This is a genomic window from Yersinia pekkanenii (assembly GCF_001152565.1).
Taxonomy (GTDB): domain Bacteria; phylum Pseudomonadota; class Gammaproteobacteria; order Enterobacterales; family Enterobacteriaceae; genus Yersinia; species Yersinia pekkanenii.
Map to the genome: position 1 here is coordinate 98,585 of NZ_CQAZ01000003.1, position 11,441 is coordinate 110,025.

Genomic DNA, 11,441 nt, shown 5'->3' on the forward strand with positions numbered 1-11,441 from the left:
TTTAGTCATCAAACGCAGAGTTAGCTACAACCGCTGATGAGGTAAGAACCCCACGCCAGTTGAATAATTGTCAGCAGCTTGGCTTTGTCTGCCGGGATAAAGCGGTTATTATGCTTGCCATTCATCTTATCTGGAGGAGGGAATATGCCATCTTTCGACATCGTATCTGAAATTGATATGCAGGAAGTGCGTAACGCAGTTGAAAACGCCACCCGTGATCTGGCAAACCGTTGGGATTTTCGTAATATTCCGGCGAGTTTTGAGTTAAATGAAAAGAACGAAAGTATCAAAGTTGCCAGTGAATCTGATTTTCAGGTTGAACAGCTACTGGATATTTTGCGCGCTCAACTGAGTAAGCGCGGAATTGAAGGTGCTGCATTGGAAATCCCAGAAGAGATGGACCGTAGTGGTAAAACCTACAGTGTGGACGCCAAGCTAAAGCAAGGGATTGAAAGTGCTCAGGCCAAAAAGCTGGTTAAGCTGATTAAAGACAGCAAGCTGAAAGTTCAGGCTCAGATTCAGGGTGAACAAGTTCGGGTTACCGGTAAAGCCCGTGATGATTTGCAGGGTGTGATGGCATTGATTCGTGGCGCTGATCTGGGGCAGCCATTCCAGTTTAATAATTTCCGCGACTGATATTCATTAAATGGGTACAAAGGTATTTATCTCCTTTGTACCTAAACTTGGGTTTATAGCGGGTTAACTATCAGGTTTATAGTGCATTAACTAGCTGTTCCAGTTGGCTACGATTGGTCTGTTTAGTATCAACTTTGACATATGCGCTGCGCTCAGCCGTGACCACTATTGCTTCCGTCACCCCTGGCTGAGCCTTGATTCGCTCTTCCAATGCCGAGTCTTTCACTGCCAATTCAGACAAGGTAATTCGCAGGCTACTGACATAAGGGGGTTCCTGCATCGTGGCACTGACCGCAAACCATATCAGTGCTATAACCGCTCCGGCGGCAAATACCATACTCGCCCCTTCCATGCCAAATATCCATCCACCTAAACTACCGCCGATAGCCACACCAATAAACTGGCTGGTGGAATAAATTCCCATCGCAGTTCCTTTGTAACCTGCTGGCGACTCTTTGCTGATCAACGACGGCAATATGGCTTCCATCACATTGAAAGCAATAAAGAATAACTGCACACCCGCGATGATCACCCACAGGTTCTGGCCAGCAGACCACAACACCACCTCAGCAGCAAACAGTACCGCGACACACCCCATAAACACTTGTTTCATTCGGCGTTTAACTTCGGCGTAAATAATGAACGGCACCACCGCAGCAAAAGAAACCAACATGGTCACCAGATAAACTATCCAGTGCTGAGCGGGGGCCAATCCTGCGCTGGCCATCATCTGCGGTAAGGCCACGAAACTCGACATCAACAGAATATGAAGACACATAATGCCAAAATTGAGTTTAAGCAGCCGGCTATTATTGAGTACTTTGCTGACACTGCCTTTAACAATACTGGATTCGCGGTTAAGCACATGGCTATTGGCGTCCGGCACCACGGCTAATGTAATGACAATGCCTAACAGTGCCAGCACTGCTATTGACCAGAACAGGGCTTGCAGGCCATAGGCATGCGTCACTATCGGCCCAACTACCATGGCGATGGCGAAGGTGACACCAAAACTGACACCGATAAATGCCATAGCTTTGGTACGGTTTTGTTCACGGGTCAAATCTGATAGCAGCGCCATGACGGCGGCGGCGATAGCCCCAGAGCCCTGGAGTGCCCGGCCAAGAATGATGCCCCAAATGGAATCACTCATGGCAGCAATCACACTACCCAGTGCAAAAATTAACAGGCCGCCGACGATCAGCGGTTTACGGCCAATGCGATCGGAAACCAATCCAAAGGGGATCTGGAAAATGGCTTGAGACAGTCCATAGATGCCAATTGCAATGCCGATTAGCGCTTCGCTGGCACCGGAAAGCGCCATACCATAGGTGGTGAGAACCGGCAAAACCATAAACATGCCGAGCATGCGCAGCGAAAATACCGTGCCCAGCCCCCAAGTTGCCCGAAGCTCTAGCGGGGTCATTTTATTGTCGTTCATTACCACCTCAAAAAAACATCCTTCCCCATTGTAATGATATTGGGTGCAGCCGGTAAATCTATTGATGTTTATAATGTATTACAGGCAAGATTTTAGGCAACAGCAGGGTAGGGCAGAAATAAAAAGTGGCTGGTAGGAACGGGCCTACCAACCACTCTATTTGCTCACATCAACGGCTGAAATTACCCAGCGTATGTCAGTAATGCCGCCGATGAGTGGACATTGAAATCAACAGACATCATGACGCTCAATGACGTAATGGCAATGATAGAGAATACAAAGAGTTTTCTCGCCCATACTTTGTCATTGGTGGTCTTGTAACCGCGCAATGCCATACCCAACCACCAGAGACTCACCGCAGCGGCAACAACCAGATATTTATAACCGGCATAGCCACTTAATGTCAGCATCAGGGTTGCCACCATGAAAGCCAGGATATAAAGGGTAATATGATTTTTGGTGACCGATATTCCTTTTATCACCGGCAGAACTGGAATATTGGCAGCCTGATAATCCTTAAAGCGGAAAATCGCGATGGCATAGGAGTGCGGCATCTGCCACAGGCTGAAAATCAGCAACAGAATCAATGCGCCCATATCAAACTGGCCGGTTACCGCACAGTAACCGATCACCGGAGGGGCAGCACCTGACAGGCTGCCGATTAACGTCCCGTAGACTGACTTGCGTTTCATGTAGAGGCTATAAACCCCGACATAGATAACGAAACCAATAACCGCCAGCCACATGGCTAATGGGTTAGCGGCGACATAGAGTAGCAGCATGCCAGCAATACCCAGTACTGATGCATAAATCAGGCTTACTTTCGGATCGATAAGCCCTTTTACCAGGACACGGTTCTTCGTTCTCTCCATGATACGGTCGATATCACGGTCGATATAGTTGTTAAATACACACCCGGAGGCAACAACTAACGAGACACCGAACAGCGTGGCGAGAAAAAGGGGGTAATCAATCACGCCTTTGGAAGCGAGGAGAAATCCCCCAACGACAGAAATTAAATTGCCGAAAATAATTCCTGGTTTAGTGACTTGCAGGTATTGCTTAATCATCACATGCAGCTCTTTAGTCAACCATCATATTGATGTTGAGGTTGTACATAATCCAGAGTGAGCCCACAACAACGATTGCGATAATCATAGCGGTGAACAGGAGCGCCACCAGATTCCAACGTTCTTCGGACGATCCATTCATATGCAGGAAGTACACCAAGTGCACAATAATCTGCACAATAGCTAAACCGACCACTGTGGCCAGAATAATCGTATGAGAGGCAGTACCGCTCATCACCATCGCAAATGGAATAACCGTCAGAATGACTGACAGAATGAAGCCAATAAGATATGACTTCAAGCTACCGTGGCTGGCTCCACCGTGAGTCGTTGTTGGGTGACGAGTTGTTGGATGACTCATTACATGGCTCCTAACAGATAGACAACGGTGAATACGCAGATCCAGACCACATCCAGGAAGTGCCAGAACAAGCTCAGGCACATCAGACGGGTACGGTTCATTTCACTCAGGCCGCGTTTTGTTACTTGAATCATCATAATGATGATCCAAACCAGACCAGCAGTAACGTGAATACCGTGGGTGGCGACCAGAGCAAAGAAGCTGGACAGGAACGCACTACGATCCGGGCCATAACCTTCTTCAATCAGTTTATGGAATTCGTAAACTTCCATTGCGACAAAACCCAGACCGAACAGGAAAGTCAGACCTAACCAGGTCGTTACCTGGTTTTTATGGCCTTTATTCATGCCCAGCATAGCGATGCCGTAAGTAATACTGCTGAACAGCAACAGGAAGGTTTCGACCAGAACAAAGTTCAAATCGAAGATATCCTTACCTGAAGGGCCGCCAGCGGTTCCGTTCACCAGCACTGCATAGGTTGCGAACAAGGTCGCAAACAAAATACAGTCGCTCATCAGGTAGATCCAGAAGCCAAATACTTTCGTTGCTCCTGCATCGTGATGCCCATGCTCTGCATGGGCGACGTTGTGGTTAGTCAGAGTTTCAGTTGACATGATTCACGCCTGCTTTGCTGATTTGTTCATGATGAAGATCCTCAATGCGCTCAACTTCTGCCGCCGGCACATAGTAATCAACATCCTCGTCGAAGCTTTTCACAATCCAGGTAACAATCATGCCGACGAAGCCAACGATAGCCAGCCACCAGATATACCAGATCATGGCAAAGCCGAAGATCAAGCTGAAGCCAGCAATAATCACACCTGCGCCGGTATTCTTCGGCATGTGGATTTCTTCGTATTTCTCCGGGCGTTTGTACGCTTCGCCTTTCTCTTTCATATCCCAGAATTCATCACGGTCGACAACTTTAGGCACTACGGCGAAGTTATAGAACGGAGGTGGGGATGAAGTAGACCACTCCAGCGTACGGCCACCCCATGGATCACCGGTCAGATCACGATTCTGTTCGCGGTCACGGATACTGACGAATACTTGGATAACCTGACACAAAATACCGCAGGCAATCAGTGCTGCACCGCCCGCTGCCACCATTAACATGGCGTGGAACTCTGGGTTGATATCTTGGCTTAAACGACGGGTCATACCCATAAAGCCCAGTACGTACAGTGGCATAAAGGCCACGAAGAAACCGATAATCCAGAACCAGAATGCACGGATGCCCCATTTCTCGTTCAGCGTAAAGCCGAAGGACTTAGGCCACCAGTATGTCAGACCTGCGAAGCAACCGAATACCACACCACCGATAATAACGTTATGGAAGTGAGCAATCAGGAACAGGCTGTTATGCAGTACAAAGTTCGCCCCTGGAACCGCCAGCAGAACCCCGGTCATCCCACCGATAGAGAAGGTGATGATGAAGCCAATGGTCCACAGCATTGCAGAGTTAAGTTGGATACGGCCTTGGTACATGGTGAACAACCAGTTGAATATTTTCACCCCGGTAGGGATGGAAATGATCATCGTAGCTATACCGAAGAAGGCGTTAACGTTGGCACCGGATCCCATAGTGAAGAAGTGATGTAGCCAAACTATAAACGACAGTACGGTAATCGCGATGGTTGCCCAAACTAAAGAGGTGTAACCAAACAGACGCTTTCTTGAGAAGGTCGCAGTAACTTCAGAGAACACCCCGAATACCGGCAAGACCAGAATGTACACTTCCGGATGGCCCCAGGCCCAAATCAGGTTGATGTACATCATCATGTTGCCACCCATATCATTAGTAAAGAAATGGGTGCCAAGGTAACGATCCAATGTCAGTAACGCGACGGTCACTGTCAGGATCGGGAAAGAAACGATAATCAAAATGTTGGTGCAAAGTGCCGCCCATGTGAAGACCGGCATCTTCATCATCGACATGCCAGGCGCCCGCATTTTTAATATAGTGGCGAAGAAGTTAACACCGGTCAGCAAGGTCCCCAGACCGGAGATCTGTAGACTCCATATCCAGTAATCGACCCCAACACCTGGGTTGTACTCTTTACCTGACAGTGGCGGGTAAGCCAACCAACCGGTTTGCGCGAATTCACCGACCCCGAGAGAGATGTTAATTAACACCACCCCGACGACAAAGAACCAGAAACTCAATGAGTTCAGGAACGGGAAGGCAACGTCTCGAGCACCGATTTGTAACGGTACCACCACGTTCATCAGACCGACCACAAAAGGCATTGCCATGAAGAAAATCATGATAACGCCGTGAGCGGTGAAAATTTGATCATAGTGATGAGGTGGCAGGAAACCGGCCTCACCTGCGGAAGCAAGTGCTTGCTGGCTACGCATCATGATGGCGTCGGCAAAGCCACGCAACAGCATGACCATGGCGACCAAGATGTACATGATACCGATTTTTTTATGATCAACCGAGGTCAACCATTCGCTCCATAACCATTTCCATTTGCCGAAATAGGTCAGGGCAGCGACAACCGCTAATCCACCCAGCACAATTGCAGCAACGGTAACCATAATGATGGGTTCGTGTAGCGGAACCGCGTCAAGTGTTAATTTTCCCAACATCGTTTTATTCCTCGGCTCCGGCGTGAGCGGCGTGTTCGCCCATATCCATGCCCTGGCTCATATCCATGCCTTTATGCATGTCATCGCCCTTCTTGTGCATGTTCATATCGCCCATAAACTTGCCAATAATCCCTTTAAACAGCTCCGGTTTAATACTGGAGAAATACTCAACCGGGTTATTTTCGCTCGGTTCAGCCAGTTTATTGAAATCAGCAGTGGTATTTAGGGTATTTGGCGATTTTTTTACCTGTGCGACCCACTGGTTGAAGTCTTCCTGCGTTGGTGTTGCGATTGCAGTGAATTTCATACCAGAGAAGCCCTTGCCACTGAAGCTGCTGGAAATACCGTTGTATTTACCGGCTTCGTTGGCAATCAGATGCAGCTTGGTTTGCATCCCGGCCATCGCATAAATCTGCCCGCCTAACTGAGGAATAAAGAACGAGTTCATTACTGAATTAGAGGTGATTTTAAAGTTCACCGGAACATCAGTAGGGAAAGCCAGTTCATTTACTGTAGCAATACCTTGTTCTGGATAGATAAACAGCCATTTCCAGTCAAGGGAAACTACTTCAATAGTGATCGGTTTTTTACCAGCCACTTCGATAGGTTTGAACGGGTCAAGTTCGTGCGAGGTTTTCCACGTTATTGTCGCCAAAATAGCGATGATAATGATGGGAACAGCCCAGACAACAAGCTCAATTTTGTTGGAATGGGACCAATTTGGGGTGTAGGTCGCACTTTTGTTGGAGGCGCGGAACTTCCATGCAAAAGCAAACGCCATAAAAATAACCGGGATCACGACGATCAACATTAAACCGATAGCAGTAAGTATCAGTGTTTTTTGTTCGACTCCGATTGCGCCTTTGGGGTTCATCAATACCATATCGCAACCACTGAGCATCACTGTGGCTGCAAATAAAGACAACATACCCATATTTTTAATGTATTTCTTAAGTCTCATCTAACGACCTCAATTACAAAAGGGCTCTATTGTCGTTTCATGTGTGCGGGCATTTTACGGGAAGGTTGCAGGACTGTAAACACGCTTAATATTGTGTCAGCGGCTTGTTGACACTTTATGTTAAGGGGGTCACAGATGTTGCCCTGCGTGATAATTTACTAATGGCAACAATATGTTGGCGATAGGACTTGGGCATTAAACGGTAGATGTTAAGGAAAAACAACGGTAATTAGTGTTTTACTCACGGGAAATACTGATTTTCAATGTATACGTAGGCTTATTTTATGTAATTAATATGTGACGCGAAGGTAAATTAAAAACCATCCCGAGGTAACATAAATAGGTACCTCGGAATCATTCAACTAGAAATTATATTTAATTGAGTAAATGATAGCGTCTTGTAAAAAGTCTTCACCCAACTTGTTATAAGCATAACGGTATTGAATACCGGTAGTGAATTGTTTAACCGGTGTCCACCACAGTGAAATGGCACCGTTCACGCCATTACGGCCACCGTTACCTGCTGCGTAGCGTTCTGCACGGTTGAATTCAAGCTCGTTCCAATTGGTAATGCTGAATTTTTCATCAAACGCGGTGAAGTCATAACCTGCAACCCAACCCACTACATAACCGTTATTACCTGAATAATAGGTTTGATCAACATAATGTAATGCCACGAAAGGCTTCATCCACACGCCAGCTAGCGTTGCGTTATAGCCGACACCGTACAGGGTATTTACTTCGTGGAAGTTGTTGTAATCATTACCTTCAGCACTTGGCAGCGAGTAAGTGCCATAGACGTGACCGTACAAGTTGAAACCAGTATCACCTAAATAGTAGCGGCCGGTGCTTTTAAAGGTATAGCGTTGATTATCACCGGGTTGTGCTGTTTTTGAATTAAATGGGTTTTCTAAATCAAAGAAACCATAGACCTCCCCCCAGCTATAACCTGCGCCACCTTCCAACTCGATATAAGCAAAGTCATCTTTATGTGAGGAATTCCCTGATTTATGCGTAGTGCTTCGGGTCCAGTCCAGATAGTTCATGCTGATATTACCAAAACCCCACTGGTATTCAGCTTGTGCCGCCGGCACCAAAGTGATTGCAGTCAGCGCGAGCGCACCGATAAGAATTTTACGCATAAATGCCTCTGTGTAGTTGAAAGATGTCAGAAGAAACAAAAGGACACAGTCCTTAACAAAAAGTGCGCTCATCATAGTCTCACCGCCCGAAAGGATAAATAGTTAAGAGTGATGCAGTTCTCATTTTGTGAACAACTATTTGCAATGATTACTTAAATTTGTGACTTGACTCAATAATCTAGTGGTGGGGTATTCAGCGGGTTTATTTTGCGAGCATAAAAAAAGCCAGTACAAGTACCGGCTTTATGTTGTCGATGTGGTGTATTAAGCTAGTTTTTCTCGTCTTAACGCCAGATAATCCAATGCGCCGCCCAGAACCATGCCAACCACGCTGAGCTGAATACCTCGTAAAAGCAGCATATCAGCGACTTGGGGCGCAGCAGTCCAATCCAGCGCGTTGCTTATCAGCAAAATCAGCCATACAGCTAACAATATGCAGCCAACCGTCAGAAAGCGTAGCGCCCATCGGTAAGCGTTTTTAAACGCAGTTCGAGGCATAAATTCATCTGTTTTCTGCGTATGTTCCAGAGTTTGGCGGCAAATATAAAGCAATATCAGGCCCGGAATAGCTGCGGCGATCGAGAATAAATAGAAAAGAGGCCAACCATGAGTCTCAACAAACCACCCGGCGATCGAGCCGACATAAACTCGCCCCACGGCGGACAGCGCCGATAACAAAGCAAATTGCGTGGCAGAGAAGGACTTATTACAGAGCGTCATTAGCAGTGCGACAAACGCTGCGGTTCCCATGCCTCCGCACAGGTTTTCCAGGAAGATGGCACTGCCCATGGAGAATATATTTTTGTCAGTGATGGATAACAGCCAATAACCCACATTAGAAATAGCTTGTAACATGCCAAATATCATCAGCGCCCGGAACAGGCTCAAACGCTGCATCAGCAGGCCGCCATACAATGCACCAATAATGGTGGCAATCAATCCCAATGTTTTATTCACTAATCCCACTTCACCGGCATCAAACCCGACACCACGGATCAAGAATGTAGTGCTCAAGCTGGCGGCAAAGGCATCACCCATTTTGTAGAATACGATCAGCAGCAGAATTAGCCAGGCATTGTTGCGACCAAAGAAATCACGCAATGGTTCGACGATCGCCTGTTCCAGTGTTTTAGGCGGAGCAATACGAATATCGGGCTCAGGAGCAAATAAGGTAGCAAATACCCCAATAAGCATCAATCCAGCCATTAACCAGTAAGTTGATTGCCAGCCAAGGTAACGATCGGCAATCCATAGAGCTAATCCGCCCGAAACCAGCATGGCCAGGCGATAGCCCAGTACCGAGACGGCCGCACCGGTACCGCGCTCTTCAGCAGTAAGTAAGTCGGTCTTATAGGCATCAAAAACAATATCTTGCGACGCAGAACAAAACGCAACTAACACCGCGATTGCCGCCAACCACCATAAATGCTTTGCCGGTTCCATAAAACCCATGGCGATAATAGCCACAATTAATAGCAACTGGCTAATGACCAGCCAGCCACGTCGACGACCAAGAAAAGAAGGCGTGTAACGGTCCATCAATGGGGACCAGAGGAACTTAAAGACGTAGGCCTGACCGACCAGAGAGAAAATACCAATCGTTTTCAGATCGATGTTTTCAACGGTCATCCACGCTTGCAGCGTGCCACCGGTAAGGGCCAACGGAAGGCCCGAAGCAAACCCCAACAACAAAAGAATGAGAGAATTACGTTGGGTAAAAAGGTTTGAATAGCGATTGGGCATGTGAGACCTACATGCTCCACCCCTGATCGGGGTAGAGCATTCTGTTAAGCGGTAATAATGATGTTAAGCAAGCGGAAGATTAGCGAGCATTCTGTTTGATAAAGCTACTGACGCTAATGTCTTGCGCCATATCTGCAATCACATCGCTTAACACGGTATTGACAGCATCAGTGATTTTTTCGTTAGTCGCAGTAAATGCGCCTTGAACGTTATAGCTGGCACGGTAGTTTTTAACCTGCTTATTCCCATTTTTTGCGGTGGCAGTAATGGAGATATCCGCTTTAGTGGTGATGTTGTAGCGCAGGTTACCTTCCTGTACATCGGCAAACAGTTGGTTTACCACAATTTGTAAATCAACCGGAGCATCAGAGCCAATCATATAACCACGAGCCGTCATTTGTTTTTCCAGAACTTCTTGTAACAGGAAGCGCAGGTCACGGGATGGGGTTAACACCACCAGTTGCCCGTCACGGTTGACTTTAGCCAGTGCTGAATCCTGGCGCTGATCTGCGCCATTAATACTGATGGTAATACCCATTAGGGTGGGATCTTGTGGTGGTAATACCACTTTGGGTGTGACATTCAATGTGTTGTTACTAGCAGCACAGCCCGCCAGGATAAAAACAGCCAACAGCGGGAAAAAAATTTTCTTTAGCATGTTCACTTTCTCAATAGTTATGGAATTTTTTAATAATCAGAGCGGGATAGCTGCCATGTTATTTTGCGAATTTGCAGTAGCGACATCATAGCACTGGGATTGGCCGGTGGAAGATCCTGATGCAGAGAAATTCACCAAAAAAGGTGATTTTCCCCCAAGTAATCGTTCATTTCACTTAAAGACCTTACAAGTAACCTTTTCAATAGACTATCAGATTAGCCTCATAGCCTAAGCTGGCGGCAGGGAGATATTCGGGATATTTTGTATCTGAAATGTTATAAAACAGCGAAAATCAACTAACATTGCATGAGAGAGTAGGCAGTTTCTGCCTCAGCGGTTTAAGGAGAGCATGATGATTTTGATTCGGGAACAAATTGAAGAAAAACTAAAAACGGCATTCGAACCTAATCATCTGGAGGTGATTAATGAAAGTTATCGCCACAATGTGCCAGCCGGTTCTGAAAGTCATTTTAAAATTGTGATCGTCAGTGATAAATTTCAGGATCAACGCTTCCTGAGTCGCCATCGCGCGATTTATAGTGTGTTGGCTGATGAGCTGGCGGGCAGCGTTCATGCGTTGGCCTTGCACACTTATACTTTGAAAGAGTGGGCGGGGTTACAAGATACCGTCCCGGCTTCCCCGCCTTGTCGCGGAGCAGGGACTTTGGCTTAATCTGCTGGCTTAATCAAAAACAGGCCGGATAACAGTAGTAATTTCAGCCTGTTTTAGGGTATTAGTAAGTGAGAATTTTGCAAGCGGCCTCAGTGCCGCTTGCGTTTCTATATAGGCGACACCTTTATTTCATTAGTGCGCCGCAGGAGTTTTAGCCGAAG

11 protein-coding genes are annotated in these 11,441 nt (G+C 46.8%); 2 read left to right on the forward strand and 9 right to left on the reverse strand.

The genetic code is table 11. The features are described 5' to 3' along the window. The first annotated feature begins 144 nt into the window (after window positions 1-144). Entirely contained in the window at window positions 145-636 is a 492-nt protein-coding gene (locus AEP37_RS02285) for a YajQ family cyclic di-GMP-binding protein (RefSeq protein ID WP_049609216.1), read from the forward strand. A 76-nt stretch (window positions 637-712) separates the two neighbouring features. Here AEP37_RS02285 and AEP37_RS02290 read toward each other — a convergent pair whose 3' ends face one another. The 9 genes from AEP37_RS02290 to AEP37_RS02330 form a co-directional block, all read right to left on the reverse strand. Beyond that, a complete protein-coding gene (locus AEP37_RS02290) occupies window positions 713-2,077 on the reverse strand; it encodes an MFS transporter (RefSeq protein ID WP_049609221.1) in 1,365 nt (454 codons plus the stop codon). 182 nt (window positions 2,078-2,259) lie between these two features. Continuing rightward, window positions 2,260-3,147, reverse strand: coding sequence for a heme o synthase (gene cyoE, locus AEP37_RS02295; RefSeq protein WP_049609223.1), 888 nt, complete (start codon window positions 3,145-3,147; stop codon window positions 2,260-2,262). A gap of 13 nt (window positions 3,148-3,160) precedes the next feature. Continuing rightward, complete coding sequence (locus AEP37_RS02300; protein ID WP_049609226.1) at window positions 3,161-3,508, reverse strand: cytochrome o ubiquinol oxidase subunit IV; 348 nt, start codon at window positions 3,506-3,508, stop codon at window positions 3,161-3,163. Continuing rightward, the gene (locus AEP37_RS02305) at window positions 3,508-4,122 is read right to left on the reverse strand and encodes a cytochrome o ubiquinol oxidase subunit III (RefSeq protein WP_049609229.1); all 615 of its coding nucleotides are present in this window, start codon (window positions 4,120-4,122) and stop codon (window positions 3,508-3,510) included. Before AEP37_RS02305 ends, AEP37_RS02300 begins: the two co-directional genes overlap by 1 nt. After that, window positions 4,112-6,103, reverse strand: a complete 1,992-nt coding sequence (gene cyoB, locus AEP37_RS02310) for a cytochrome o ubiquinol oxidase subunit I (RefSeq protein ID WP_049609234.1) — start codon at window positions 6,101-6,103, stop codon at window positions 4,112-4,114. The genes AEP37_RS02305 and cyoB overlap by 11 nt, the downstream gene beginning before the upstream one ends. 4 nt (window positions 6,104-6,107) lie before the next feature. Continuing rightward, window positions 6,108-7,064, reverse strand: a complete 957-nt coding sequence (cyoA, locus tag AEP37_RS02315; protein WP_049609237.1) for a cytochrome o ubiquinol oxidase subunit II — start codon at window positions 7,062-7,064, stop codon at window positions 6,108-6,110. A 362-nt stretch (window positions 7,065-7,426) separates the two neighbouring features. Continuing rightward, entirely contained in the window at window positions 7,427-8,206 is a 780-nt protein-coding gene (locus AEP37_RS02320) for a nucleoside-specific channel-forming Tsx family protein (protein WP_049609240.1), read from the reverse strand. A gap of 264 nt (window positions 8,207-8,470) precedes the next feature. After that, window positions 8,471-9,949 (reverse strand): muropeptide MFS transporter AmpG, encoded by a 1,479-nt coding sequence (gene ampG / locus AEP37_RS02325; protein WP_049609243.1) that lies wholly within the window; start codon window positions 9,947-9,949, stop codon window positions 8,471-8,473. Between the two features lie 79 nt (window positions 9,950-10,028). Then, the gene (locus AEP37_RS02330) at window positions 10,029-10,607 is read right to left on the reverse strand and encodes a lipoprotein (RefSeq protein ID WP_049609246.1); all 579 of its coding nucleotides are present in this window, start codon (window positions 10,605-10,607) and stop codon (window positions 10,029-10,031) included. 352 nt (window positions 10,608-10,959) lie between these two features. On the opposite strand from AEP37_RS02330, the gene bolA reads away from it, so the two are divergent. Next, the gene (gene bolA, locus AEP37_RS02335; protein WP_082170656.1) at window positions 10,960-11,280 is read left to right on the forward strand and encodes a transcriptional regulator BolA; all 321 of its coding nucleotides are present in this window, start codon (window positions 10,960-10,962) and stop codon (window positions 11,278-11,280) included. The last annotated feature ends 161 nt before the right edge of the window (window positions 11,281-11,441 follow it).

Excerpts from the sequence above, each read along its gene's own strand:
- AEP37_RS02290 (WP_049609221.1), bottom strand. The coding sequence starts at position 2,077 with ATGAACGACAATAAAATGACCCCGCTAGAGCTTCGGGCAACTTGGGGG.
- cyoA (WP_049609237.1), bottom strand. The coding sequence starts at position 7,064 with ATGAGACTTAAGAAATACATTAAAAATATGGGTATGTTGTCTTTATTT.
- bolA (WP_082170656.1), top strand. The coding sequence starts at position 10,960 with ATGATTTTGATTCGGGAACAAATTGAAGAAAAACTAAAAACGGCATTC.
- AEP37_RS02305 (WP_049609229.1), bottom strand. The coding sequence starts at position 4,122 with ATGTCAACTGAAACTCTGACTAACCACAACGTCGCCCATGCAGAGCAT.
- cyoE (WP_049609223.1), bottom strand. The coding sequence starts at position 3,147 with ATGATTAAGCAATACCTGCAAGTCACTAAACCAGGAATTATTTTCGGC.
- AEP37_RS02285 (WP_049609216.1), top strand. The coding sequence starts at position 145 with ATGCCATCTTTCGACATCGTATCTGAAATTGATATGCAGGAAGTGCGT.
- AEP37_RS02320 (WP_049609240.1), bottom strand. The coding sequence starts at position 8,206 with ATGCGTAAAATTCTTATCGGTGCGCTCGCGCTGACTGCAATCACTTTG.
- cyoB (WP_049609234.1), bottom strand. The coding sequence starts at position 6,103 with ATGTTGGGAAAATTAACACTTGACGCGGTTCCGCTACACGAACCCATC.
- AEP37_RS02330 (WP_049609246.1), bottom strand. The coding sequence starts at position 10,607 with ATGCTAAAGAAAATTTTTTTCCCGCTGTTGGCTGTTTTTATCCTGGCG.
- ampG (WP_049609243.1), bottom strand. The coding sequence starts at position 9,949 with ATGCCCAATCGCTATTCAAACCTTTTTACCCAACGTAATTCTCTCATT.
- AEP37_RS02300 (WP_049609226.1), bottom strand. The coding sequence starts at position 3,508 with ATGAGTCATCCAACAACTCGTCACCCAACAACGACTCACGGTGGAGCC.